The sequence below is a fragment of the Aldersonia kunmingensis genome (assembly GCF_001646865.1).
Lineage (GTDB): Bacteria > Actinomycetota > Actinomycetes > Mycobacteriales > Mycobacteriaceae > Aldersonia > Aldersonia kunmingensis.
In genome coordinates, this window is the sequence record NZ_LRRB01000324.1 from 43,906 (window position 1) to 67,875 (window position 23,970).

The following is a 23,970-nucleotide window of genomic DNA, read 5'->3' on the forward strand; positions in this document are numbered from 1 at the left end:
GATTGGGGAGGACGCCGTGCCGACCACCAGCTATGAGACCGCCGCGTCGACAGATGAGGTCTGGGAGGTGCTGTCCGACGGCTGGAAGTTCCCACTGTGGGTTGTCGGGGCCTCGCGAATCCGGGCCGTCGACCCCGGTTGGCCGAAGGAGGGCAGCCGCATCCACCATTCGATCGGCTTGTGGCCACTGCTCATCAACGACACAACCCAGTCGCTCGATTGCCATCCGGGCCGGGAACTGCGCCTGGAGGCCAGGGCGATGCCGTTCGGCAAAGCCGAGGTGATCATTCGGTTGCACGACCTCGTGCGCGGCTGCAAGATCGAAATCATCGAGCACCTGAGCACGCCGCCGTTCACGCTGGTCCCGCGCCCGGCTCAGCGCGCGGCAATGCATCCACGCAACGTCGAGTCGCTGCGTCGGCTCGCCCTCCTTGCGGAGCGTTCCACCGGTGACTGACACCGTCGACGCAGTCGTGATCGGCGCCGGGCAGAACGGCCTGGTGGCCGCCGCGACGATGGCCGACGCGGGCTGGGACGTGCTGGTCGTCGAGGCGCAGCCCGAACCCGGCGGAGCGGTGCGGAGTGCAGAACTGTTCCCGGGTTACTGCTCGGATCTGTTCAGCGCGTTCTATCCACTCGCGGTGGCCTCACGGGTACTGCGCCGCCTGGACCTCGAAAGCCACGGCCTGCGCTGGTCGCGCGCACCCGCGGTGCTCGGCCACCCGCGCAGTCCGGAGGACCGCGACGCCGTCCTGCTTCACCCGGACCCGGACCGCACGGCCGACGAACTCGGCCGCTTCGACATCGACGACCGCGATGCCTGGCTGCGCACGGTTGAGCAGTGGCACAAACATCGCGAGCCGCTGCTCGGTGCGCTGCTCGACCCGTTTCCACCGGTCAAGGCCGCCACGAAGTTACTGCGTGCGACCGGTCGCAGCGACTTGTTGGCCCTGGTCCGGTTCCTGATGCTGCCCGCACGGCGGATGGCACGCGAACTGTTCGCGAGCGAGCAGGCCCGGCTGCTGATCCTCGGCAACGCGACCCATGCCGACATACCGCTCGACGCCCCCGGCAGCGGCGTCATGGGGTACCTGCTGACGATGCTCGGGCAGGACGGCGGCAATCCCGTTCCCGTCGGCGGCGCGGGCGCGCTGTCCGCGGCGCTCGTCGCTCGCGCACAGTCCGCGGGTGCCCGGGTGCGCTGCGGTGCGCGCGTCGAGACCATCGAGACGCGCTCCGGCTCAGCCACGGGCGTGCGCCTCGCGGGCGGCGAGCTGATCACCGCGCGGCGCGCTGTCGTGGCCGACGTCTCGGCCCCGGCGCTGTACACCGCACTACTGCCGAGCGATGCCGTGCCGAGCGCGGTGCAGTCGAGCCTTCGGGACTTCGAATGGGACACCCCGACGGTCAAGGTGAATTACGCTCTGTCGCAGCCTATTCCGTGGCGGTCAGCCGGGCTCGCCGACGCGGGAACCGTACACCTCGGCGCCGACGAGCGCGGCCTGGTGCGCTGGATGACCGATCTGAACACCGGCGTGCTGCCCGAGTCGCCGTTCCTGCTGTTCGGCCAGATGACCACGGCCGACCCCTCGCGCTCACCGGCCGGCACCGAAAGCGCCTGGGCCTACACCCATTTGCCGCGCGAGATGCACGACGATGGCCTCGCCGACGAGCTCGCGACACGAGTGGACCGCGTCCTGGAGGCGCACGCGCCCGGTTTCGGGGACACGGTCGTCGGCAGGCAGGTGCAGCGGCCGAGCGATCTCGAAGCGGCGAATGCGAACCTGCACGGCGGCGCGGTCAACGGCGGAACCGCCCAGCTGTATCAACAACTCGTCTTCCGGCCGGTGCCCGGCCTCGGCGGCCCGGAGACCCCGATCGCGAAGTTGTACCTGGGCAGTTCGTCGGCGCACCCTGGCGGTGGAGTGCACGGCGCGTGCGGCTATGCGGCGGCGCGGTCCGCGCTCCTCGGCGGCGCACGTCGCCGCACCCGCCGCGCGGTCATGCGGCTGCTCGCAGGCGGCTGACCTCGCACTGCGGGGAATGAACGAGAACCTACGGTACCGTAGGTTCGTCCCCGACACAGGAGCCGCAGTTGACCGTCCTTGGCCTCGACGAACTACCCGTCAAGCCGCGTATGCGGGGCTGGATTCACGCCTGGGCCTTTGCGGTCTCGGTGGTCACCGGCATCGCTCTCGTGGCGACGGCGGTCGTCGTGCACTCGGCAGCGGCTGGCTGGGCTACCGCCGTCTACTCGGCCACGGTGTGCGGAGTCTTCGGGGTCAGTGCGGCGTACCACCGAATTCACTGGCACAACCCGCGCCACCGGATCTGGATGAAGCGCGCCGACCATTCGATGATCTTCCTGTTCATCGCGGGCAGCTACACGCCCTTCGCGGTGCTCGGGCTGCCTCCCGACACCTGCAAGATCCTGCTCACCGTGGTCTGGTCCGGCGCCGCCGCGGGTGTCGCACTGAAGATGCTGTGGCCGGGCGCGCCGCGCTGGGTCGGTGTCCCGCTGTACCTGCTGCTCGGCTGGGCGGTGCTACCGGTTGTTGGCGAGATAACCCATCAGGTGGGGGTCGCGCCGATGGTGCTGCTGGTCATCGGCGGCCTGCTGTACAGCGGCGGGGCAATCCTCTACGCCACCCAGTGGCCCGATGTCTGGCCGCACACCTTCGGGCATCACGAGTTCTTTCACGCCGCAACGGTTCTCGCGGCGCTATGCCACTACTTCGCGGTGTGGCTGATCGTGCTCGGCTGAGCACTGCCTTCGAGCCGCACTGCCGAGCCGAGTGCGGTGCCACCAAGATCGGGTAGGTCAGCGGGCCAGTGCCTCCCGCAGATCCTCCACGGTCAGCACCGGGCGGTCGCACACGAAGCCCCGGCAGACGTAGGCCGCGGCGGCATCCTCGACTAGCGGACGGTCCACGAGCAGCGGCGTCGAATCGGCACGGCCTCCGACGATGACCGCGCCACCCGGCGCGTAACTGCGTGCCTCGGCGAGGAGTCCGGTGTCCCCGTCCTCACCCAGCGACACCGCGACCTGCAGCGGACCTCGAATTGCCGCCTCCGCCACGGCGAGCCACTGGCCGGCCGAGCGCGGCGCCCGCGCGAGCACCACCGATGCCCGCCGCAGCGTCGCGTCGGCCAGTTCGCCGTAGCGAGCCGCCGCATCCGGGTCCGCCAGACACGACGCGGTCAGCAGCGCCTCCGCCAGCGACGATGCCCCGGCGGGCGTCGCGCCGTCGATCGGGTCGCGCGGACGCAGGACGAGTACTTCGGCGTCGTCGGCGGTGTCGAACCAGCCGCCCGGTTCGTCGGGGTCGGCGAAATGGGAGATCGCGGCGTCCAGGATTTCCTGCGCCTGAGCCAGCCAGTCGGATTCGCCCGTGGCCTGATGCAGTGCGAGCAGTCCGGTCGCGAGCCAGGCGTAGTCCTCTAGCACACCGTCCGCGGTCCCGACGGTGCCGCCGAGCGAGGCTCGGCGCACCCGGCCGTCGGTGACGTGCACGTCGAGCAGGTGCCGGGCGCATCGTGCCGCGGCCTGCACCCATTCGGCGTGCCCTAGCGAGGCACCGGCCTCGGCGAGTGCGTTGACGGCCATGCCGTTCCAGGCGGCGATCACCTTGTCGTCACGCGCGGGTTGCGGGCGCCGGTTGCGCACCTCACGCATCGCCGCACGCACCCGGGCCATTCGCGGCGCGTCGGTTGGATCGACCGGCAGCTGCAGCACCGAGGTGCCGTGCTCGAAGGTGCCTGCGGTGGTCACGGCGAAAAGCTCTGCGGCCCAGTTGCCGTCGGCCGGGCCGAGTTCACCGGCCAGCTCCCCCGGCGTCCAGACGTAGGTCGCGCCCTCGACACCCTCGGCGGCCGGGTCCACGACGGTGTCGGCATCCAGCGCCGAGGCGAAGCCTCCGGCCTCCGTGATCAGGTCCGTCAGCAGGAACTCGGCGGTCTCCTCCGCGACCCGATGCGCGAGCAGGGATCCGCTGCGCCGGGCGAGATGCCCGTACACGCGCAGCAACTGCGCGTTGTCGTAGAGCATCTTCTCGAAGTGCGGCACCGTCCATGTGGTGTCGACGGCGTATCGCGCGAACCCGCCGGCGAGCTGGTCGTAAATACCGCCGCGCGCCATCGCCTCGGCGGTGCGGTGCACAGCCTCCCACACCTGCGGAGCACCGGTTCGTTCGAAGTTGCGGATCAGGCCCTCGAGCAATGCGGACGGCGGAAATTTCGGTGCGCCACCGAAACCGCCATGAGTCCGGTCCTCGTCACGCAGCACAGCAGCAACGGCGTGGTCGAGAAGTTCGGCGTTCACCTCGAACTCACCCGCGGGCAGCGCGTCGGCGTTCTGCCGCAACGCATCCACCGCGCCGGTCGCGGCCTCCTGCACATCTTCGCGTCGGTCTCGCCAGGTCTGCGCGATCGCGAGGAGCACTTGCGTGAACGACGGCATCCCGCCGCGCGCCGTCTTCGGGTAGTACGTGCCGCAGTAGAACGGTTCGGCGGCGGGCGTGAGGAAACACGTCATCGGCCAGCCGCCCTGCCCGGTCATCGCGACGGTCGCGTTCATGTACAGCGCGTCGATGTCAGGGCGTTCCTCGCGGTCCACCTTGATGCACACGAAGTTGTCGTTCATCACGAGGGCGGTGTCGTCGTCTTCGAACGACTCGTGTGCCATCACGTGACACCAGTGGCACGCTGCGTAACCGACCGAGAGCAGGATCGGCACATCGCGTTCGCGCGCCCACGCCAGCGCGTCCTCGCTCCATTCCTGCCAGTGCACCGGATTGCCAGCGTGTTGACGAAGGTAGGGACTCGTCGCCGCGCCGAGCGCGTTCGCGTTACGCAGTGTGGCTCCTAACGATCGGTGCCGTGCCCCGCCGTGTCGTTCCCATTCGGCTTCTGCTCGGCGGTGCCACCGGACTTCGGCTGCCCCGTGTCATCGGTATCCGAAAAGCGATCGGTGCCCTCATCGGCGGCCTGGTCCTGTTCGGGATGGTCCGGTTCGAAGGTATCCGGGAGCTTGCGCAGCTGCTTGTTCATCGAGCGGATCAGCAGCACCAGCCCGACGAGCAGCAGCAGCACAATGACGAGCCCGATCGGCGATGCCTTGCCGAACTCCGGCCCGGTCGGGTTCTGCGCGAGAATCTGAGTGATCATTCCGCGCCGTCCGTGTTGATTCCGGCGAACAGGTCGGTCTCGGGAATCCCGGTATGCACCCGGGTCTTGGCGAGCTCGAACTCCTCAGTGGGCCAGACGCGCTGCTGCAACTGCAGCGGGATCGCGAAGAAGGCGCCATTCGGGTCGATCTGCGTCCGATGCGCGCGCAGCGCGTCGTCGCGGTTGGTGAAGTACTTGCCGCACTGGATCTGGGTCGTCACGCGGGCCATGATGTCGCCATGCTCGGGCCGCCAGCGGTCCAACCACTCCTGCATGGGGAACGCATCACCGTTGCGGTCGTACTCCTCTTTGAAAAGCTCGAGGCGACGCCGGATGAAGCCGTGCGTGTAGTAGATCTTCTGCGGTTCCCACGGCTCGCCGGCCTCGGGGAACAGCGCCGGGTTGCCGGCCGCCTCGTACGCGGCCATCGAAACCTCGTGGCAGCGAATGTGATCCGGATGCGGATAACCGCCGTTTTCGTCGTAGGTGATCATCACTTGCGGACGGAACTGGCGCACGACGCGGACCAGCGCCTCGGTCGCCTCGTCGAGCGGAACGGTCGCGAACGATCCCTCCGGCAGCGGCGGCAGCGGATCGCCCTCGGGCAATCCCGAGTCGACGAATCCGAGCCAGTGCTGCTGCACCCCGAGAATCCGGGCGGCCTCCGCCATCTCCTCGCGGCGGATCTCGATCATCCGATCCTCGACGCCGGGCATGTCCATCGCCGGGTTGAGCACCGAGCCCCGTTCGCCCCCTGTGAGGGTGACGACCAGAACCTCGTGCCCCTCGTCGGCGTACCTGGCCAGCGTGGCCGCGCCCTTGCTCGACTCGTCGTCGGGATGGGCGTGCACCGCCATGAGCCGCAGTCCGCTCACGTTTTCCTTCACCTCAGCTTTGGTTCGCTACACCAGCGCCCGCCTGAAACAGCGGCGCGTCACCTCCCTATAGTTCCACTCGTCGCACTGTGCGCTCAGCCTCACCCCCGCCACCTCCCCGTCCGGAGCTTTCATGACCCACGTCGGCCCAGCCGATCGCTACCCGTCCGCAACGGGTCGCCGACGTTCCTCGCGTTGGGTGATCGTGCTGCTCGGCGTGCTCGTGGTGGCACTCGGTATCGGGATCGCCTACGTCGGCTACCGGGAGTTCGGGGTCAAGGAAATCGAGGGGAAGCAAGTCTCCTTCGAGGTCGTCGACGACTCGACCCTGACCATCAAGATGGGTGTGACCAGGCAGGATCCGAGCCGGCCTGCGGTGTGCATCGTGCGGGCGCGGTCGCGCCAGGGTGACGAGACGGGCAGGCGCGAGGTCTATGTCGCCCCCTCGGACAGCGGCACTGTGCAATTCGATGTGCCCATCAGGACATCGCGCCCGCCGGTCATCGGCGAGGTCTACGGCTGCTCGTTCGACGTTCCGGCGTATCTCGAGGTCAACTAAGTCGCGTTAGCGCAACCCCCAAAACGCGTCCACCGTGTGAAATCGGCAACTCGTGGTAGAATTGCCTGGTACACGGTTCCGGGCAATCGGAGCCGTGTTTGCTGCATTGGCGGCGCATGAGTAACGGCGCCAGCACGACATCTCGCACGGTGGGACCCTTGAATTGGTTCGGCCGGGCGGGTTTGTCGGCACTGTATGGGCGGGCACCATGATTGCCGCCTCGACACGATATAGGAGCTATTGAGATGACCGAGACCCAGGTGACCTGGCTGACTCCGGAATCGCACGACCGGCTCAAGAGCGAGCTCGACCAGCTCATTGCCAATCGTCCGGTCATCGCGGCGGAGATCAACGAACGACGTGAAGAGGGCGACCTCAAGGAGAACGGTGGCTACCACGCCGCGCGTGAGGAGCAGGGCCAGCAGGAGGCGCGTATTCGCCAGCTGCAGGAGCTGCTGAACAACGCGAAGGTCGGCGAGGCGCCCACCCAGTCCGGTGTCGCGCTCCCCGGTTCGGTGGTCAAGGTGTACTACGACGGCGACGAGTCGGACACCGAGACCTTCCTGATCGCCACCCGCGAGGAGGGCCTGCGCGAGTCGAAACTCGAGGTTTATTCGCCGAACTCCCCGCTCGGCGGCGCGCTCCTCGATGCCAAGATCGGCGAGACCCGCGAGTACACGCTCCCCAACGGCAACACCATGAAGGTGACGCTGGTCAGCGCGGAGCCGTACCACTCCTGATCAGCTCGAAACGACGAACGCCCCGGACCATTCGGTCCGGGGCGTTTCGTTTGTCTGGGCTGATCAGGCGAGTGCCTGCTCCAGGTCGCCGATCAGGTCGGCGGCGTCCTCGATACCGACCGACAGGCGCACGAGGTCGTTGGGAACCTCGAGCGCGGAGCCGGCCGTCGAGGCGTGCGTCATCGCGCCCGGATGCTCGATAAGCGACTCGACGCCACCGAGCGACTCGGCGAGCGTGAATACCTCGGTGCGGGCGCACAGTTCCCGTGCCGCCGCCTCACCGTCGGCGAGGCGCAGCGAGATCATGCCGCCGAATCGGCGCATCTGCTTCGCCGCGACCGCGTGGCCGGGGTGCTCGGCAAGGCCCGGGTAGATCACCTGGGCAACCTTCGCGTGGCCGGTGAGGAACTCCACAACCGCCTCGGCGTTGTCACTGTGCCGATCCATCCGCAGCGCAAGCGTCTTGATGCCGCGCAGTGTCAGGAACGCATCAAAGGGGCCCGGCACCGCGCCCGCGCCGTTCTGCAGGAACGCGAACTTGGTGTCGAGTTCCTCGTCGTCGGTAATCAGCGCGCCGCCGATGACATCGGAATGACCGCCGAGGTACTTGGTCGTCGAGTGCAGCACCACGTCCGCGCCGAGGGTGAGCGGCTGCTGCAGATAGGGCGAGGCAAAGGTGTTGTCCACCACCAGCTTTGCACCGCCGGCGTGCGCCACCTCCGCGAGCGCGGCGATGTCACCGATGTTGAGAAGCGGGTTGGTCGGGGTCTCGGTCCAGACAAGCTTGGTGTTCGGTCGCATCTGTGCACGGACCGCGTCCACGTCGGAAACGGGCGCCACCGAGTACTCGATGCCCCACTCCGTGAACACCTTGTCGATCAACCGGAACGTGCCGCCGTACGCGTCGTTCGGGATGACGAGGTGATCGCCCGGGCGCAGCGCGGCGCGGAGCATGCAGTCGGTTGCCGCCATGCCCGAGCCGAACGCCCGGCCGAAGGTGCCGGACTCGATCGCGGCGAGATTGTCCTCGAGTACGCGCCGCGTCGGGTTGCCGGTGCGGCCGTACTCGAACCCATTGCGCATACCGCCGACGCCGTCCTGCGCGAAGGTCGAACTCGCGTAGATCGGGACATTCACCGCACCCGTCTGGGCATCCGGGTCGAACCCGGCGTGCACGGCACGGGTGGAGAACCCCTGCCAGTTCGCGCGGTCGGCCTTGCTGCGCTGCTCACTCATGGCGATGAGCATATTCCCCGCCGCATGGCCTGAAATCGGCGGGACATCCAGCCACAATGAGCAAGAATCTTCTCTCAATTACCACAAGGTCCCGAAACGGACGCTCGCCAGCCGATAGCCTGCCTTCCAGGGAGGACACCATTATGAGCTTGCCGACAACGCCTATCCGACAGCCACTCCTGCGTGCAGCGACCGTGCTGTTCGTCCTGCTCGCGGGCCTGTTCGGCATGACCGCGCCGGCCCAAGCGGCCCCCACGCGCGTCACCGAACTCGGCCAGGTGCACACCCTTGCCGGCGGCAGCCTGTTCTGCGCAGGCAGCGTCCGGGTATGGGCAACGACCAATACGGACTGGGGTGATCGCTCGATCCTCAATGCGCAGGCGCTGCCGATGCAGGGGTTGGCAACTGGCTCGGTGGGGACCTCGGCCGGCTCGAGTCTCGGCGGCCCCTGCGTCGTGGGTGTGCGGGTCGGATGGCGCAATGTGACCACGGGCCAGGTCGGTGAATGGCGCTTCGCAGTCACTTCCGGTCCGTACGGCAGCATGCAGTACGCGCTGTTCCAGCCCACCGGGAAGGGACGCATAGTGACCGACGTGACCACCGACCAGTTGAACATTCCGAGCTTCAGCGCGTACGACGTCTTCTAGGTCGTAAACACCAAGGGCCGGGCAGGCATTGTCTGCCCGGCCTTCTGCTGTCCGGATCGGCTACGCGTTCCCAGCACGGCCCGGCGGGGCCTTCGCAGCAGCACCTCGGGTCCAACATTACGAACCGCTACCCTCTACTGGTCAAGCGTTCAGAAAGGAATTGTATGAGTTTGCCGAATTGGCCCAGCCGAAAGGCATTGCTCCGCGCAGTGACTGTGTTGGCAATTTCGCTTGCGGGCCTGTTTAGCACCGTCGCGCCGGCGCAGGCAGCGCCCACCCGCGACAAAGAACTCGGTCAGGTGCAGACGATCACCACCGTCGGCGGGTTTTGCGCGGGAAGCATCCGGGTGTGGGCATCGGCCAACGCGGAGTGGCATGGCCGAGCGATGCTCAATGTGCAGGCGCTGCCGTGGCAGGGCTTGAGCGGCTCGTCGAGCGGCTGGTCGTCCGGCTCGGCGGCCGGATCCTCGCTCGCAGCCAGCTGCAGCGTGGGGGTTCGGGTCGCATGGCGCAACGTGCACACCGGCAAGACGGGTGAATGGAAATTCCAGCTCACCGCCGGCCCCTCCGGCAGCATGCAGCACGCGATGTTCCAGCCCACCGGTAAGGGACGAGTCGTCACCGACGTGACCACGGACCAGCTCAATATTCCGAGTCACGGCGAGTTCGACGCCGAGTAGACCGCAACTGGCATAAAGGCCGGGCAGGCATCGCCTGCCCGGCCTTTTGCTGTTCGGATCAGCTGCTCTCGCTGAGGAAGCCGAGCAGGTCGTGGCGAGTGATAACGCCGACCGGCTTGCCATCCTCCACCACCATCAGCGCATCGGTGTCGTGGAGGGCCTTGGTCGCAGCCGATACCTGCTCGCCTGCACCGATCAGCGGGAACGGCTGGCTCATGTGCTTGGCAACGGGATCGGCGAGATGCGCACGGCCCTCGAAAACTGCCGAAAGCAGGTCGCGCTCGGTGACGCTGCCCGCGACCTCACCGGCCATGACCGGCGGCTCGGAACTGACGACGGGCATCTGCGAGACGCCGTACTCGCGGAGGATCTCGATCGCGTCGCGCAGCGTCTCGGACGGGTGGGTGTGCACGAGATCCGGCAGCGCACCGGACTTGCCGCGCAGCACATCGCCCACTGTCGGCTCGTCGGTCTTGCCGTCGAGGCGCGAGCGGAGGAACCCGTAGGAGCGCATCCAGTCGTCGTTGAAGATCTTCGACAGGTAGCCGCGGCCGCCGTCCGGCAGCAGCACGACCACCACAGCGCCCGGGCCCTCCCGCTCGGCAACCTCGAGTGCGGCGACCATGGCCATGCCGCACGAGCCGCCGACCAGTAGGCCCTCCTCGCGAGCGAGGCGGCGGGTCATCTCGAACGAATCGGCGTCCGAGACCGCGATGATCTCGTCCGGAATGGCCGGGTCGTACGCGCTGGGCCAGAAGTCTTCACCCACGCCCTCGACGAGGTAGGGCCGTCCGGTGCCACCGGAGTAGACCGAGCCCTCGGGGTCGGCGCCGACGACCTTGACCTTGCCGCCCGAAACTTCCTTCAGGTACCTGCCTGCGCCGGTGATCGTGCCGCCGGTGCCGACGCCGGCAACGAAGTGTGTGACCTTGCCATCGGTGTCGCGCCAGATCTCGGGACCGGTGGTCTCGTAGTGGCTCGCCGGGCCGCCGGGGTTGGAGTACTGGTCCGGCTTCCAGGCGCCCGGGATCTCGCGCGTCAGCCGGTCGGAGACGTTGTAGTAGCTGTCCGGGTGCTCCGGCGGCACGGCGGTCGGGCACACCACGACCTCGGCGCCATACGCCTTGAGCACGTTGCGCTTGTCCTCGCTGACCTTGTCCGGGCAGACGAAAACGCACTTGTAGCCGCGCTGCTGGGCGACGAGCGCCAGGCCGATGCCGGTGTTGCCGGAGGTCGGCTCCACGATCGTGCCACCGGGCTTCAACGCGCCGGACTCCTCCGCGGCGTCGACCATCTTCACCGCGATACGGTCCTTCGAGCTGCCGCCCGGGTTGAGGTACTCGATCTTGGCGGCGACCACGCCGGAATTCGGCCGCACTACCGACGAGAGCTTGACGAGCGGGGTGTTCCCGATGAGATCGACGACATGCTCAGCGATACGCATGACTCCATCGTCCCAGAACGGCCGGGTGAACACTTCGCTGGCTACCCCTTAGTGTGCCGACGCGCTTGCCGCTCAGCGACTAGATTCGAATCGGCTCAAGATGTCGTGGGAAACGGTGGATCGAGGGGTGAGGCGATGACTCCCCGATGGCGGGTGGCGGCGGTAACGGGCGCCGCGACGGTGGTTGCCGGATCGAGCGCCGGGACGGCGTATTGGGCGGCCTACAACTACCTGATGAATCAGGCGGCGACGGCGCGCGGTGTGATAGGCCGCGACACCGCCAAACCCCCCGCAGCGGACGGGATCTACTCCCCCGGGTGCGTCGCACCGGAAACTGCGGGAGCACCGTTCGACCTGCACCTGATGATCTTCGGCGACTCCACCGCAGCCGGGCAGGGCTGCACGATTGCCGAGGAGGTGCCGGGCGTACGCATTGCGCGCGGGCTCGCCGAGGAGACCGGGCAACGGATCCGGTTGAGCACCAAGGCGATTCCGGGCGCAACCTCGAAGGGCCTCTCCGGCCAGGTCGACGCGATGTTCATCACCGGTCCTGCACCGGACGCCGCCGTCATCCTCATCGGCGCCAATGACGTCACGAAGAAGCACTCCATCGCGGCCTCGGCGCGCCGGCTCGGCGAGGCCGTGGACCGGCTGCATCAGGCGGGCACCGTTGTTGTGGTCGGGACGTGCCCTGATCTGGGCGTCATCACCGCGATCCCGCAACCGCTGCGCACGGTGGTACGGAACTGGGGGCTCCGGCTGGCGCGCGCCCAGGCCGAGGCGACGCGTGCGGGCGGCGGGCATCCGGTGGCACTGGCCGACCTGCTCGCGCCGGAGTTCCTCGCCGCACCCGACCGTATGTTCTCCCCCGATCAGTTCCACCCGTCCGCCGCGGGATACGAACTTGCTGCGGAGGAACTGCTGCCGGTGCTCGCCGCGGCACTCGGCGAATGGCGGGGCGGTCCGATCCCCGACGCGCCCGAGTTGTCCGAGGCTGCGGAGAAGCGCCGAACCAGTGCCCGCGCGGTCGATGCGCTCAACCGTTTCCTCCGCCGCCACGACGACACGGCCACGGCGCAGACGGTGCTCGCGGCGGCAGATTCCGGACGGCACCGAAGCGCCGCCGCCCGCGCGACGTAATGTTGCCCGCGACCATAGTGATTTGACCCACGAATAGGGATCAGGTTCCACAGAGGAGTTTTGCAATGCCCGAGGCAGTAATCGTTTCTGCTGTGCGCTCGCCGATCGGTCGCGCCGGCAAGGGATCGCTCAAGGACGTTCGGCCGGACGATCTGGCCGCTCAGATGGTCGCCGCGGCGCTCGCGAAGGTGCCCGAGCTCGACCCGACCGAGATCGACGACCTGATCATGGGCTGCGGTCAGCCCGGCGGTAAGTCCGGCTTCAACATCGCCAAGGTTGTCGCCACGACCCTCGGCTACGACTTCGTGCCCGGCGTCACGGTCAACCGCTACTGCTCGTCGTCGCTGCAGACCACCCGGATGGCGATGCACGCCATCCGCGCTGGTGAGGGCGATGTCTTCATCTCCGCCGGTGTCGAGTCGGTCTCGAGCTTCCCGTCCGGCAACGCCGACGGCTGGCCCGACACCAAGAACGACCGCTACGCCGATGCGCAGGCGCGCACCGCGCAGTCCGCGCTTGGCGGCGTCACCTGGACCGACCCGCGTGCGGACGGCGTGCTGCCCGACATCTACATCGCGATGGGCCAGACCGCGGAGAACGTCGCGACCTACACCGGTATCTCCCGCGAGGACCAGGACCGCTGGGGCGTGCGCAGCCAGAACCGCGCCGAGGACGCGATCAACCGCGGCTTCTTCGCCAACGAGATCACCCCGGTCACCCTGGCCGACGGCACCGTCGTCTCCACCGACGACGGCCCGCGTGCCGGCACCACCTACGAGGGCATCAGCGGCCTGAAGCCGGTCTTCCGTCCCGACGGCACCGTGACCGCCGGCAACGCCTGCCCGCTCAACGACGGTGCTGCCGCGCTCGTGATCATGTCCGACACCAAGGCCAAGGCCCTCGGCCTGACCCCGCTCGCGCGAATCGTCTCCACCGCCGCGACCGGCCTGTCCCCCGAGATCATGGGCCTCGGCCCGATCGAAGCGGTCAAGAAGGCCCTCGGCTACGCGAAGATGTCGACCTCCGACATCGACCTGTTCGAGATCAACGAGGCGTTCGCCGTTCAGGTGCTCGGCTCGGCTCGTGCGCTTGACCTCGACGAGGACAAGATCAACATCTCGGGTGGTGCGATCGCGATCGGTCACCCGTTCGGCATGACCGGTGCCCGCATCACCAACACCCTGCTCAACAACCTGCGCGAGCAGGACAAGACCTTCGGCGTCGAGACCATGTGTGTCGGCGGCGGCCAGGGCATGGCGATGGTGCTCGAGCGCCTCAGCTGATCCCTCTTCGGGTCACAAAGCACCCGCGGGCGATTCGTCGCCCGCGGGTGCTTCTTTTTGGCTCGCTTCGCGGGTGCAAATCTTCCGTACGGGGGCGAAACTTCGCACCCACGAACAGGTTTTGCACTCGTGAAGGACTGCTAAACCGGTGCGAAATTGGTAAACGGGGGCGAAACTTCGCACCCGGGAACACAATTTGCACCCGTTTGGGCGCCCGAAAACGAGAACGGCCCCGCGCTGATGCGCGAGGCCGCTGTCGTGTCGGTTGCTAGTCGCTGTTGAAGTAACTCAGCAGACGCAGGATCTCGACGTAGAGCCAGACCAGGGTGACGGTGAGGCCGAGGGCCACGCCCCAGGCCGCCTTCTCGGGCGCGCGCGCCCGGATCAGCTGGTCGGCAGCGTCGAAGTCGAGCAGGAAGCTGAACGCGGCGAGCGCGATGCAGACCAGGCTGAAGATGATGGCGATCGCTCCACCGTCGCGCAGGCCGAAGCCGCCGGGGGTGAAGAAGCTCGCGATCAGGTTGCCGAGCACGAGCACCATCACGCCGATCAGGCCGCCGATGATCATTCGGGTCAGCCGCGGCGTCACCCGGATCGCACCGGTCTTGTAGACGACCAGCATGCCGAAGAAGACGCCGAACGTACCGAGGATGGCCTGGATGATCAGCTCACCGCCGCCGGCACCGCCGAATTCGACGTTGGTGAACATGAACGACAGCGCGCCGAGGAAGAAGCCCTCCGCCGCCGCGTAGCCGAGCACCAGGGCGGGGTTGTCCATCTTGCGGCCGAAGGTCGCGACGAGCACGAGGACCAGACCGATCAGGCCGCCGCCGATGACGAACGGTGCGGCGAGGTCGGCGTTCCCGTCGACGAGAACGTAGGAGACGATCGCGGTCAGTGTCAGGACGGCCAGAGTGATGCCGGTCTTGGTGACGACATCGTCGATCGTCATGGACCGGGTCTCGGGCGCAGCCTCGTACTGCTGCGGCGGGTACTGCTGCCCGTATCCCTGCTGGGCTACCTGGCCTGCGCCGGCCGCGGCGGACCCGAATGTGGCGTATCCGCCGCCCTCCTGCTTGGGCAGGTTGCGGAACACCGGGTTGGTGGTCGTGCGCACCGTGCACATCCCTTCTCGTGTGACCGGGCGAAACGAGTGCTCTCGTCTCTCCTTGTACGGTAAACGCCGGACGCTCGCGGCAGGTTCCCAGCGAACATCGTGTCCTTCGGACAATTCGGACTCTACCCGCGTGCGCCCGATTGTCCGGTCCGGCAGCGACCGCACTTGCCCGCAACCGTAGCGGTGCGGCGTGTAGCGCGCGCTCGGACGGGGCATTCCCGCCCCATGTGCGAAAGCATCGCCGACGCGGACCAACCCCGCGACGACGTGGAAGCAGAACTCCTCGACCAGGCCGAGGGCCTCGATCCCGACGAACTCGGCACTGCCGATGACGACGTATACGACGCGCCCGAGGGCTGGAGCGAGGCAGACAAGTTCGGCACTACCGCGCGTGAGGCCAAACAGGGCGAAAGCGCGGACCGCAAGCTGGCACGCGAGGAGCCGGACACCGGCGCCTAGCGGCGCGAGCGCGTCACCGTGAACTTGCGGTTGCGGCCCACCTGCTCGGTCGGCCCGACGAGGCGCGCGAGATCCGCCTTGTAGCCGAGGTCGGAGTTGTACACCGTCCATAGTTCCCCGCCGGGGCGCAACGCCCGCGCCGCGCCGCGAAACAACTTGTCGGCGAAACCGGTGTTCACGCTCGCACCGGAATGGAACGGCGGGTTGCACACCACGAGGTCGGCGGTGCCGGCCGGGAACTCGGCGAGGGCGTCGTCGCGGGTGACGACTACACGATCACCGACACCACTGGCCGCCGCGGTCGCGCGGGCAGAGGCCACCGCACCCGCCGAGCGATCGGTCGCGATCACTTCGATTTCCGGCCGCGCCTTGGCGAGGCAGACCGCGAGAATGCCTGTACCGCAGCCTAAATCGACGACAGTCCGGGCATCGGACGGCATTCGGGGAAGGAAGTCGAGCAGGAACCGGGTGCCGATATCGAGTTTGGCACCGGCAAAGGCGGTGCCGAACGCGACCACGGTGATGCCGAGATCGGGTAGCTCGGCACGCATCGGAGATGGCTGCGCACCAACCGGTTTCGGTTCGGTTGAGACGACCACTCGGGACTTCTGCCGGCCGCGTGTAGGTTGCACGACCGAAAATGACTCGCCGAGAACACCATTCATTGCGACGGTGATGTGCTTGTCCCGGCCACCGGCATAGACGACAACGGCGGGGTCGGCCCAGCGCGCGACCGCATCGGCGAGTTCGCGCAACTCGTCGAGCCCGCGCGGGAGCCGCATCAGCACGGTGCGCGCACCGGCCAGCAGATCAGGCCCCAGCTCACACTGCCGGTAGGCATCGGACAGTCCGGCGCGGTCCGCATTGTGCGCGAGCGCCTGCTCACCGGTGAGCGGATCGCAGAACGACCGGATGCCGCGCACCCCGGCAGCGGCCGCACCGAGCGTCAACGCGCCGTAGTTGTCGCCGATCACGGCAACCGTGCCCGACTCGGCATCGGCGAGTGCGTCGACCGCCGTGTCGAGAATCAGCCGGTCGGCCGCATCGACAGCGAAGAGATTGACGGCCTCGTCATCGGGAAACCGGCGCAGGCCGGCGAAGATGTCCTCGCTCATATCGGGTGGGCCGCTAGGCGCGGACGCTCAGCCCGACCCGCTGGAACTCCTTGAGGTCGGAGTAGCCTGCCTTCGCCATCGACCGACGGAGACCGCCGACGAGGTTCAGCGAGCCGTACGGATCATCGGACGGGCCACTGAGCACCGTCTCGAGGCTAGGGCGCTCACCAGCCGAGACCGGCAGCATGGCTCCGCGCGGCATGGACGGGTGCGCCGCCACCGACGGCCAGTACCAGCCGCCGCCGGGCGCCTCGGCAGCGAGCGCGAGCGGCGCACCGAGAACGGCGGCGTCCGCGCCGCAGGCGATGGCCTTGGCGAGGTGGCCCGAGGTCGCGATGTCGCCATCGGCAATCACGTGCACGTAGCGGCCACCGGTTTCGTCGAGGTAGTCGCGTCGTGCGGCGGCGGCATCGGCGATTGCCGTGGCCATCGGGATACCGATGCCGAGCACTTCGCCGGTAGTCGTGGCGCCGGCCATCGAGCCGTAGCCGACGATCACGCCGGCAGCACCGGTGCGCATCAGGTGCAGCGCGGTGCGGTGATCGCTCACGCCACCCGCCACGACCGGAACATCGAGTTCGGCGATGAAGGTCTTGAGGTTCAACGGCTCTTCCTCGCCGCGGCCGACATGCTCGGCGGAAATGATCGTGCCGTGCACGACGAGCAGGTCGATGCCGATCTTCAGCAGCGCCGGGGTCACGGCCCGGGCGCTCTGCGGGCTGACCCGGACCGCGGTGGTCACACCGGCAGCGCGCACCTTCGCGACGACCTCCGCGAGCAGATCGGGCTGTACCGGCGCCTGGTGCAACGCCTGCAGCTTCTGGATCGGCGCGTCCGGGTCGTCGTCCTTCTCGGCCGATTCCACCAGCTCGGCGAGCTTGGTCTCGACATCGGTGTGGCGTGCCCACAGGCCCTCGCCGTTGATCACACCGAGGCCGCCGCGGCGGCCGAGTTCGATCGCGAAATCCGGCGAACCGAGCGCGTCGGTCGGGTGCGACAGGATCGGGATGTCGAACCGATAGGCATCGAGCTGCCAGGACAGCGAGACGTCCTTCGACGAACGGGTGCGACGCGACGGAACGATGTCGACATCGTCCAGTTCGTAGGTCCGGCGGGCGGTGCGGCCCATGCCGATTTCAACGAGGTCGCGCACGCGCGTCCTTTCTGTTGGCGCCGCTTTCGCGGCAGCTCCGGTGGCGCCGCGTGTGTCGCGGCTGCTCTCTCGGGTGACTCGGAAGTGAAGCTACCGCTAACGCGCCGAGTAGTTGGGCGCTTCCACCGTCATGGTGATGTCGTGCGGGTGGCTTTCCTTGAGGCCCGCGGCGGTGATCTGCACGAACTGCGCCTGCTGCAGGTCCGCGATGGTATTGGAGCCGGTGTAGCCCATCGCGGCACGCAGGCCGCCGGTGAGCTGGTGGATCACCGAGCCGAGCGGGCCACGGAACGGAACCCGGCCCTCGATGCCCTCGGGGACCAGCTTGTCCTCGGCCAGCACGTCGTCCTGGAAGTAGCGGTCCTTCGAGAACGACTTGGCCTGCCCACGGCCCTGCATGGCACCGAGCGAACCCATGCCGCGGTAGCTCTTGAACTGCTTGCCGTTGACGAGGATCAGCTCGCCAGGGGACTCGGCGGTGCCGGCGAGCAGCGAGCCGAGCATGGCGGTTGATGCGCCCGCGGCGAGTGCCTTGGCGATATCGCCGGAGAACTGCAGACCGCCGTCGGCGATCACGGGCACGCCGTGCGGCTTGCACGCGGCGACCGCCTCGAGGATCGCGGTGATCTGCGGCGCGCCAACACCGGCGACGACGCGGGTGGTGCAGATCGAGCCGGGGCCGACACCGACCTTCACAGCGTCCGCACCGGCCTCGACCAGTGCAAGCGCGCCCGCACGGGTCGCGATATTGCCGCCAACGACCTGGACGCGGTCCCCAACCTCGGCCTTCGCCTTCGCAACCATCTCGAGCACCTGAACCTGGTGACCGTGCGCCGTGTCCACGATGAGGACGTCCACGCCGGCGTCGACAAGACCCATCGCACGCGACCAGGCATCCGGTCCGACGCCGACCGCCGCGCCAACCAGCAGCCGGCCGTCGCGGTCCTTGGTCGCGAACGGATGCTGTTCGGTCTTCACGAAGTCCTTGACGGTGATGAGCCCACGTAGGTGCCCACGGCCGTCCACGATCGGGAGCTTCTCGATCTTGTGCCGTCGCAGCAGGCCGAGCGCGGCCTCTGCGGTGACGCCTTCGCGCGCCGTGATCAGCGGAGCCTTGGTCATGACCTCGGAGACGTGGCGCTGGTCATCGACCTCGAAGCGCATATCCCGGTTGGTGATGATACCGACCAGTTCGCCCTGTTCGTTGGTGACCGGCAGGCCGGAGATCCGGAAGCGGGCGCACATCGCGTCGACCTCGGCCAGCGTGTCGTTCGGCTTGCAGGTCACCGGATCCGTGACCATGCCGGCCTCGGACCGCTTCACCGTCTCCACCTGGGCTGCTTGCTCAGCCGCCGGCAGGTTGCGGTGGAGCACTCCCATGCCACCGGCGCGTGCCATGGCGATCGCCATCCGCGCCTCGGTGACGGTGTCCATCGCCGAGCTCACCAGCGGCACGCGCAGCGTGATCTCGCGGGTCAGCCGGCTCGAGGTGTCCACGCCGCTGGGGATCAGATCGGACGCGGCGGGCAGCAGCAGTACGTCATCGAAGGTCAGACCGAGCATCGCGATCTTGTTCGGGTCGTCCCCGCCGGTGTGTACGCGCGGCGCCGAGGCAGCACGGGCCGCCGCGGACGCCACGTTCCCGGTTCCGGCGATAGTGCTCATCGGATCGGGTCCTCCTGTGCTCGGACAGCCGACGGCCACCCGGCTCGTCGTGGATGTGTTAGCTGGTCACGCGCGGGAAAGGAAATCGACAACTTTCCCCGCCGCTAAGACCATGGTATCGGCTCCAGTTGGTGCGAACACACCACACCGAAGGGCGACCGCTGGCGAAGACCACATCCCACTGCGTACCGTTGTGGTGTGCGTGACCATTTGCCACCCGGACTCCCACCCGACCCGTTCGCGGGCGACCCCGCAGATCCCTCGGCGGCACTGGATGCCATCGAGCCTGGTGAACCGCTTAGTCCGCAGGAACGACTCGCCGTCGAAGAAGATCTCGCCGATCTCGCTGTGTACGAGGCGCTACTCGGTCATCGCGGCATTCGTGGCCTGGTCGTCTGCTGTGAGGACTGCAAGCAGGATCACTATCACGACTGGGACATGCTGCGCGCGAACCTGCTGCAGCTACTGGTCGACGGCACCGTCCGGCCACACGAGCCGGCCTACGACCCGATCCCCGAGGCGTACGTCACCTGGGACTACTGCCGCGGCTACGCGGATGCGTCGATGAACGAGGCACTGCACGGCGACGGCTTCGACGCCTGACCCGACTTACGACAAACGAAAGGCTCGGCCGGATTCCGGCCGAGCCTTTCGTTTGTCCTACGTCAGCGGGAGGTGAAGATCATTCGGTCAGGCGCGAACGCCCTGGTCACAAACCGCCGGTCCCGTCCGGATTCACACCCAGTCCACCCGGCTGAACAGCGCCGGGATGCGGAAGCAGGGGCGGATCCGAGCGGATCGTCGTCGGCGGCGGCACTTCCGCGCCCGGCTGGTTATCCACCGGAGGCGGGATCAGCGTGTTCGTGTCACTAGCCGGCGGGTTTTCGACGCTCGGGGTCGTGGGTTCGAAAATCGTGGTCGGCTCGACCGGCGGCACATACGGCTGCGTCGGCTCGTCGGGATCGACGGTCAGGGGCGGCTGCGTGGTCGGCACAAGCAGCGGCAGTTCCTGCGTCGGCGCGGCCGCCGAGCTCGCCGTGCTGTCCGGGATCAGCTGGTCTGTGACCGACGGTGCAGAGGTCGACGTGGTCGACGGCAGCAGCAGCGGCGGCAGGAGCGACCCGGTGGTGATCGGCGGCAGCAGCGACGGCAGCGGGATCGGCATGGTTCCCAAACCGCCCGCCTCCTCGAGCTCAGTGCGCAGCGCAGCCAGACGATCTTCGAGATCGCCACGGTGCGCGGAGTTGTCGACATCGCTCGCGCGGTTTCCGGCGCGCTCGAGCAACGACTTCGCGCCGTTCACGTCACCCTGCGCTAGCGCCTGCTCGGCGGCGTCGAGATCGGTGGAGCTGTCGATCCGGGCCATCGTGGAATCGGCCTGCTTACTGAAGACAGCTTCCTTCACGGACCAAAGCGGGTCGCCCGGGTTCGCGTTGTAACTGATAGCGGTGATACCGGTGACAACCGCGATCACGGCGGCCGCGGCGGTAACCGGGCCGAGTAGCCGCAACCGGCGGCGACCGTTGCGCATGGCCGCAACTGCGGCGATTTCCTCGTTCACCGCTGCCACAACCGTGTCCAGATCCGGACCCGCAGGCATAGGTGTGGAATTGAGCTCTGCCCGCCAGGCAGAGAGCAGCATTGCGAGTTGATACTCGTCCGCGCTGTCGGTTGCTACCGGGCCATCCCCCGCGATCGCGTTGATCAGTGCGTCGTCACGCCGCACCGCCGCGATGTCGATGGGTCCCTCATCGAGGAACGCATCGATCGGGTCGACAGGGTCGGTATGGCCGAACGGATCGCCGTCGAGCGACCCTCCGACGCCACGCGCCTCGTCAGTACCCATGAACTTCTCCCGCCCTTGCTACTTGCGCCTTCAGCTTTGTCAGCGCGCGGTGCTGAGCTACACGAACCGCACCTGCCGTACTTCCGGTCGCCGCTGCTGTCTCCTCCGCTGACAGCCCGACGACTAAGCGCAGAATCAAGATCTCCCGGTGTTTGGCCGGAAGGGTCTCGAGTAAAGCGCCCACTTCTTTCGATGACTCGAAATCAAGCACGCGCTGTTCAGGCCCATAATCGTCGGTTACGACATCCGGTACATCGGCCATCGCGTCAGCTTTGTTACGCGAAGCATTTCTATGCGCATCAGCGACTTTGTGCTGGGCGATGCCATAAACGAACGCCATGAAAGGGCGGCCCTGATCCTGATACCTGGGCAGCGCCGTCATCACCGCCAGACACACTTCCTGGGCGACGTCGTCGGCAGACATATGGCCACGATCGCCACCGCCGACCCGAGTCCGGCAGTACCGAACCACAAGGGGCCGAACGATTCCCAGCACTCGCCCGAGGGCGTCGCGGTCTCCCTTCGCCGCGAGGCGAACCGCAGCGTCGAGTTCCTCGTTACCGTTCGACATCGTCAGCGAGAGCTTCCTGGCCTACCGCGTGGCACAACCCCCGACCCGGGCGTGCTTCCGCCCGTGGGCGGAACCCACCAACCATATCGAGACGGACAATTGCCACACCAAAAGCCCCTGAGATCGTTGCCACACCCGCAGCTACTGCGATCCACGTCACACCTCCCGCAACGACCCGCCGCGCCGGGCCAGTTCGGCGGCGCAGGCACCCACATCAACACTCACACATACAGCTTCGGCCTCATCAACCACGGCCGCCAGCAACATTCCGGCAGCCCACTCCAGTGGTAGCAGGCCGTGGCGTCTGCACTGCTCACGGACGGTATCGGCCGCCACGCGGGCAGCGTCGACGTCTCCTCGCGCACACCTGGCCGCGGCGGACAACAAACCGGACTTGACCCGATGCCGAACGGATTCGGCTCCGGCGGACAGTACTACGGCCACATCCGCGGCAGGCTGGGCCCGTTCGGCGTGTCCGCCCGCCATCGCCAGCTCCGCGGAAACCCACGCGAGGCGGATTCCGATGCGGGGGCTCGGCACCTGCTCATTCGGATCGGCGAGCACCTCGCGACATCGATCGAGGAGGCGTTCGCCGACCGCCAGCCTGCCCTGCCCGAGCGCGTCCGCGGCCAGGCCGATCAGCGCATCGCAGAGCGCATCGCTTCGTCCCGCGGCGTCCGGGTCACGGGGTACCCGGGCGAGCGCTGCGCCGTCGAATCCCGAAGCGCGGCGGTGCCAGCCCAACTGACGCAACCACGAAGCCTCGGTGCTCAGCGATAAGGACAGCACAGACTCGGGCGCGAGAACCGCCGGCGTCGCAAGCGGGACCGTCGAACCGCTAAGCGCCAATCGGCGGGTACGGGCAAGTTCCGTACGAGCCCGGGCGTAATAGCCGGCGCCGCCCAGCGCCACCGCGCGCCACCACGACTCGACAGCGTCGGTCGCAGGCGGAAGCCGCAGCCCCTCCGGATTCGCGCCGAATCCATCACCGAAAGCGGATCCAGCGAGAACACTCGCCACCGAAAGTCCCTCGTTGTGCACGCCGCCGACTCTAGGGGCGAGCCCCGACGCACTTACGGGCCGGCGCTCACAGACCGGCCGACCGGAAAACGCAAGTAATAATTGAAACCGAGATTGTTTCTCTTCAGTAAATCTCCGTCGAATACATCACACTACGCGCTTACCCCAACTGGACGCTAGCTCAACTGAATGCCCTACATTTCACAAGCGGTTAACGTTTCGGAAATGCACTTGACTTTGCCGTTGCGATTCGCCTTCAATATCAGGCGGCACCGAGCGATCGTAGGAACACCGGCGTCAGCGTGATTCACCCACTGCGCCAATAGGTTTCAACGACGATCCCGGCCAGAACCCCAACCTGAAGATCACACTCCATACCCGGTGTGATCGAAAAGCAAACGGCTTCCAGGTTAATTTTCGGGGTTTGGGGGTATGGAAATCACCACCACGCCAAAGTATTGACGCGATTTCTACGCGGGCCATAACGTAACTCATCGCCGCCGTGGGCTCCGCCCTCGGCGGCGCCCGTGATCCGGGGATACCTCGGAACCGCAAAACACGCGGTTCCGTCCACCCGCTCGACCGCCGAGCTCGCACCAGAGGAGTTCACATGCCACAGCCGACGAACCTTCCCGGCCCCAACGCCGATCTATGGGATTGGCAGATGCACGGACTCTGCCGTGGCGTCGACTCTGCGGTGTTCTTCCACCCGGACGGCGAACGCGGCCGTGCCCGGGCCCAACGTGAGCTGCGCGCAAAGGAAATCTGCCGCCAGTGCCCGGTCCTGGCGCAATGCCGCTCGCATGCGCTCCAGGTGAGCGAGCCGTACGGCATCTGGGGCGGCATGTCCGAGACCGAGCGCGAAGTGCACTCGCGGCGCAGCCGCCGGCGCATTCCCGCCTGAGACACCACGGAGCCCCTGGATCCGGTGGGATCCAGGGGCTCCGGTGTCCGGCTTACCCCTGCGCGATCTCCGGCGCCCAGCTTGGCGGGCGCTTCCGACGACGGCGCGCACCCCGTCGTCGCTCGCAAGTGCGTCAAAGGCCCCCCAGTGCGTCGAGCATCGACTCGGACAGCGCATTGAAGGTCCCCCGGCCGGTTCAGCGTCAGCGTGACGACACAGCGGTCGTCACGGGCTTGCAACAGCAACGGTTTTCCATCACGTCGACCTCATGCATCCTGCCGGTGGATGTGACCGACGCTCTCGATCACTGCAGCTTTGGCTTGACCTCTTCGATCACCCACTGCGCGTAG

At 67.4% G+C, this 23,970-nt stretch carries 24 protein-coding genes; 12 read left to right on the top strand and 12 right to left on the bottom strand.

Annotation, left to right across the window (positions count from 1 at the left end; genetic code table 11):
- Positions 1 to 16: 16 nt before the first annotated feature.
- The 3 genes from A8G08_RS25915 to trhA all read left to right on the top strand — a co-directional run bounded on the left by A8G08_RS25915 (position 17) and on the right by trhA (position 2,764).
- Positions 17 to 457 carry an SRPBCC family protein gene (locus A8G08_RS25915; protein ID WP_068280883.1) on the top strand — a complete coding sequence of 147 codons (441 nt, stop codon included), beginning with the start codon at positions 17 to 19 and terminating at the stop codon, positions 455 to 457.
- Complete coding sequence (locus A8G08_RS25920; protein WP_068280814.1) at positions 450 to 2,027, top strand: phytoene desaturase family protein; 1,578 nt, start codon at positions 450 to 452, stop codon at positions 2,025 to 2,027. Before A8G08_RS25915 ends, A8G08_RS25920 begins: the two co-directional genes overlap by 8 nt.
- 68 nt (positions 2,028 to 2,095) lie before the next feature.
- Positions 2,096 to 2,764, top strand: coding sequence for a PAQR family membrane homeostasis protein TrhA (trhA, locus tag A8G08_RS25925; protein WP_068280817.1), 669 nt, complete (start codon positions 2,096 to 2,098; stop codon positions 2,762 to 2,764).
- A gap of 57 nt (positions 2,765 to 2,821) precedes the next feature.
- Here trhA and A8G08_RS25930 read toward each other — a convergent pair whose 3' ends face one another.
- From A8G08_RS25930 to mca, 3 genes are read right to left on the bottom strand one after another with little or no spacing between them, the layout of a single operon-like run.
- Positions 2,822 to 4,855 carry a thioredoxin domain-containing protein gene (locus tag A8G08_RS25930; RefSeq protein ID WP_068280820.1) on the bottom strand — a complete coding sequence of 678 codons (2,034 nt, stop codon included), beginning with the start codon at positions 4,853 to 4,855 and terminating at the stop codon, positions 2,822 to 2,824.
- 8 nt (positions 4,856 to 4,863) lie between these two features.
- Entirely contained in the window at positions 4,864 to 5,166 is a 303-nt protein-coding gene (locus A8G08_RS25935) for a hypothetical protein (RefSeq protein ID WP_068280823.1), read from the bottom strand.
- Positions 5,163 to 6,041 (bottom strand): mycothiol conjugate amidase Mca, encoded by an 879-nt coding sequence (gene mca, locus A8G08_RS25940; protein ID WP_068280884.1) that lies wholly within the window; start codon positions 6,039 to 6,041, stop codon positions 5,163 to 5,165. The genes A8G08_RS25935 and mca overlap by 4 nt, the downstream gene beginning before the upstream one ends.
- A gap of 133 nt (positions 6,042 to 6,174) precedes the next feature.
- On the opposite strand from mca, the gene A8G08_RS25945 reads away from it, so the two are divergent.
- The gene (locus A8G08_RS25945) at positions 6,175 to 6,600 is read left to right on the top strand and encodes a DUF4307 domain-containing protein (protein WP_068280826.1); all 426 of its coding nucleotides are present in this window, start codon (positions 6,175 to 6,177) and stop codon (positions 6,598 to 6,600) included.
- A 245-nt stretch (positions 6,601 to 6,845) separates the two neighbouring features.
- Positions 6,846 to 7,340, top strand: coding sequence for a transcription elongation factor GreA (gene greA, locus A8G08_RS25950; protein ID WP_068280829.1), 495 nt, complete (start codon positions 6,846 to 6,848; stop codon positions 7,338 to 7,340).
- A 63-nt stretch (positions 7,341 to 7,403) separates the two neighbouring features.
- Here the strand turns inward: greA and A8G08_RS25955 are convergent, their stop codons facing one another.
- Complete coding sequence (locus A8G08_RS25955) at positions 7,404 to 8,576, bottom strand: cystathionine gamma-synthase (protein ID WP_068280885.1); 1,173 nt, start codon at positions 8,574 to 8,576, stop codon at positions 7,404 to 7,406.
- 143 nt (positions 8,577 to 8,719) lie between these two features.
- Here A8G08_RS25955 and A8G08_RS25960 point away from each other — a divergent pair, with 143 nt between their 5' ends.
- Together A8G08_RS25960 and A8G08_RS25965 are read left to right on the top strand one after the other, a co-directional pair.
- The gene (locus A8G08_RS25960) at positions 8,720 to 9,223 is read left to right on the top strand and encodes a hypothetical protein (RefSeq protein ID WP_157108810.1); all 504 of its coding nucleotides are present in this window, start codon (positions 8,720 to 8,722) and stop codon (positions 9,221 to 9,223) included.
- A gap of 164 nt (positions 9,224 to 9,387) precedes the next feature.
- On the top strand, positions 9,388 to 9,903 hold the full coding sequence (locus A8G08_RS25965; protein ID WP_068280832.1) for a hypothetical protein: 516 nt from the start codon (positions 9,388 to 9,390) through the stop codon (positions 9,901 to 9,903).
- A 58-nt stretch (positions 9,904 to 9,961) separates the two neighbouring features.
- Here A8G08_RS25965 and A8G08_RS25970 read toward each other — a convergent pair whose 3' ends face one another.
- Positions 9,962 to 11,347, bottom strand: coding sequence for a cystathionine beta-synthase (locus tag A8G08_RS25970; RefSeq protein WP_068280892.1), 1,386 nt, complete (start codon positions 11,345 to 11,347; stop codon positions 9,962 to 9,964).
- Between the two features lie 135 nt (positions 11,348 to 11,482).
- Between A8G08_RS25970 and A8G08_RS25975 the strand changes: the two genes are divergently transcribed.
- Positions 11,483 to 12,487: an SGNH/GDSL hydrolase family protein gene (locus tag A8G08_RS25975; RefSeq protein WP_084436883.1), complete on the top strand. Its 1,005-nt coding sequence runs from the start codon at positions 11,483 to 11,485 to the stop codon at positions 12,485 to 12,487.
- Positions 12,488 to 12,552: 65 nt separating this feature from the next.
- The gene (locus A8G08_RS25980; RefSeq protein WP_068280835.1) at positions 12,553 to 13,770 is read left to right on the top strand and encodes an acetyl-CoA C-acetyltransferase; all 1,218 of its coding nucleotides are present in this window, start codon (positions 12,553 to 12,555) and stop codon (positions 13,768 to 13,770) included.
- A gap of 268 nt (positions 13,771 to 14,038) precedes the next feature.
- Here the strand turns inward: A8G08_RS25980 and A8G08_RS25985 are convergent, their stop codons facing one another.
- A complete protein-coding gene (locus A8G08_RS25985) occupies positions 14,039 to 14,887 on the bottom strand; it encodes a Bax inhibitor-1/YccA family protein (protein WP_187344529.1) in 849 nt (282 codons plus the stop codon).
- A 225-nt stretch (positions 14,888 to 15,112) separates the two neighbouring features.
- On the opposite strand from A8G08_RS25985, the gene A8G08_RS25990 reads away from it, so the two are divergent.
- Entirely contained in the window at positions 15,113 to 15,346 is a 234-nt protein-coding gene (locus tag A8G08_RS25990) for a hypothetical protein (protein ID WP_068280849.1), read from the top strand.
- On the opposite strand, the gene A8G08_RS25995 is transcribed toward A8G08_RS25990, so the two are convergent.
- The 3 genes from A8G08_RS25995 to guaB all read right to left on the bottom strand — a co-directional run bounded on the left by A8G08_RS25995 (position 15,343) and on the right by guaB (position 19,177).
- The gene (locus A8G08_RS25995; RefSeq protein WP_068280852.1) at positions 15,343 to 16,461 is read right to left on the bottom strand and encodes a class I SAM-dependent methyltransferase; all 1,119 of its coding nucleotides are present in this window, start codon (positions 16,459 to 16,461) and stop codon (positions 15,343 to 15,345) included. The genes A8G08_RS25990 and A8G08_RS25995 overlap by 4 nt on opposite strands.
- 13 nt (positions 16,462 to 16,474) lie before the next feature.
- A complete protein-coding gene (locus A8G08_RS26000) occupies positions 16,475 to 17,614 on the bottom strand; it encodes a GuaB3 family IMP dehydrogenase-related protein (protein WP_068280855.1) in 1,140 nt (379 codons plus the stop codon).
- Between the two features lie 96 nt (positions 17,615 to 17,710).
- Positions 17,711 to 19,177, bottom strand: coding sequence for an IMP dehydrogenase (guaB, locus tag A8G08_RS26005; protein ID WP_068280893.1), 1,467 nt, complete (start codon positions 19,175 to 19,177; stop codon positions 17,711 to 17,713).
- A gap of 300 nt (positions 19,178 to 19,477) precedes the next feature.
- Between guaB and A8G08_RS26010 the strand changes: the two genes are divergently transcribed.
- On the top strand, positions 19,478 to 19,882 hold the full coding sequence (locus A8G08_RS26010; protein WP_068280858.1) for a DUF5319 domain-containing protein: 405 nt from the start codon (positions 19,478 to 19,480) through the stop codon (positions 19,880 to 19,882).
- Between the two features lie 106 nt (positions 19,883 to 19,988).
- Here A8G08_RS26010 and A8G08_RS26015 read toward each other — a convergent pair whose 3' ends face one another.
- The 3 genes from A8G08_RS26015 to A8G08_RS26025 form a co-directional block, all read right to left on the bottom strand.
- Entirely contained in the window at positions 19,989 to 21,125 is a 1,137-nt protein-coding gene (locus A8G08_RS26015; RefSeq protein WP_084436884.1) for an anti-sigma-D factor RsdA, read from the bottom strand.
- Positions 21,115 to 21,696 carry a sigma-70 family RNA polymerase sigma factor gene (locus A8G08_RS26020; RefSeq protein WP_068280861.1) on the bottom strand — a complete coding sequence of 194 codons (582 nt, stop codon included), beginning with the start codon at positions 21,694 to 21,696 and terminating at the stop codon, positions 21,115 to 21,117. Before A8G08_RS26020 ends, A8G08_RS26015 begins: the two co-directional genes overlap by 11 nt.
- Positions 21,697 to 21,852: 156 nt before the next feature.
- On the bottom strand, positions 21,853 to 22,737 hold the full coding sequence (locus A8G08_RS26025) for a hypothetical protein (RefSeq protein WP_157108811.1): 885 nt from the start codon (positions 22,735 to 22,737) through the stop codon (positions 21,853 to 21,855).
- Between the two features lie 589 nt (positions 22,738 to 23,326).
- Here A8G08_RS26025 and A8G08_RS26030 point away from each other — a divergent pair.
- Positions 23,327 to 23,620, top strand: a complete 294-nt coding sequence (locus tag A8G08_RS26030; RefSeq protein ID WP_068280864.1) for a WhiB family transcriptional regulator — start codon at positions 23,327 to 23,329, stop codon at positions 23,618 to 23,620.
- The last annotated feature ends 350 nt before the right edge of the window (positions 23,621 to 23,970 follow it).

Excerpts from the sequence above, each read along its gene's own strand:
- A8G08_RS25935 (WP_068280823.1), bottom strand. The coding sequence starts at position 5,166 with ATGATCACTCAGATTCTCGCGCAGAACCCGACCGGGCCGGAGTTCGGC.
- A8G08_RS25945 (WP_068280826.1), top strand. The coding sequence starts at position 6,175 with ATGACCCACGTCGGCCCAGCCGATCGCTACCCGTCCGCAACGGGTCGC.
- greA (WP_068280829.1), top strand. The coding sequence starts at position 6,846 with ATGACCGAGACCCAGGTGACCTGGCTGACTCCGGAATCGCACGACCGG.
- A8G08_RS25955 (WP_068280885.1), bottom strand. The coding sequence starts at position 8,576 with ATGAGTGAGCAGCGCAGCAAGGCCGACCGCGCGAACTGGCAGGGGTTC.
- A8G08_RS25960 (WP_157108810.1), top strand. The coding sequence starts at position 8,720 with ATGAGCTTGCCGACAACGCCTATCCGACAGCCACTCCTGCGTGCAGCG.
- A8G08_RS25965 (WP_068280832.1), top strand. The coding sequence starts at position 9,388 with ATGAGTTTGCCGAATTGGCCCAGCCGAAAGGCATTGCTCCGCGCAGTG.
- A8G08_RS25970 (WP_068280892.1), bottom strand. The coding sequence starts at position 11,347 with ATGCGTATCGCTGAGCATGTCGTCGATCTCATCGGGAACACCCCGCTC.
- A8G08_RS25975 (WP_084436883.1), top strand. The coding sequence starts at position 11,483 with ATGACTCCCCGATGGCGGGTGGCGGCGGTAACGGGCGCCGCGACGGTG.
- A8G08_RS25980 (WP_068280835.1), top strand. The coding sequence starts at position 12,553 with ATGCCCGAGGCAGTAATCGTTTCTGCTGTGCGCTCGCCGATCGGTCGC.
- A8G08_RS25990 (WP_068280849.1), top strand. The coding sequence starts at position 15,113 with ATGTGCGAAAGCATCGCCGACGCGGACCAACCCCGCGACGACGTGGAA.
- A8G08_RS25995 (WP_068280852.1), bottom strand. The coding sequence starts at position 16,461 with ATGAGCGAGGACATCTTCGCCGGCCTGCGCCGGTTTCCCGATGACGAG.
- guaB (WP_068280893.1), bottom strand. The coding sequence starts at position 19,177 with ATGCTCGGTCTGACCTTCGATGACGTACTGCTGCTGCCCGCCGCGTCC.
- A8G08_RS26015 (WP_084436884.1), bottom strand. The coding sequence starts at position 21,125 with ATGGGTACTGACGAGGCGCGTGGCGTCGGAGGGTCGCTCGACGGCGAT.
- A8G08_RS26020 (WP_068280861.1), bottom strand. The coding sequence starts at position 21,696 with ATGTCGAACGGTAACGAGGAACTCGACGCTGCGGTTCGCCTCGCGGCG.
- A8G08_RS26030 (WP_068280864.1), top strand. The coding sequence starts at position 23,327 with ATGCCACAGCCGACGAACCTTCCCGGCCCCAACGCCGATCTATGGGAT.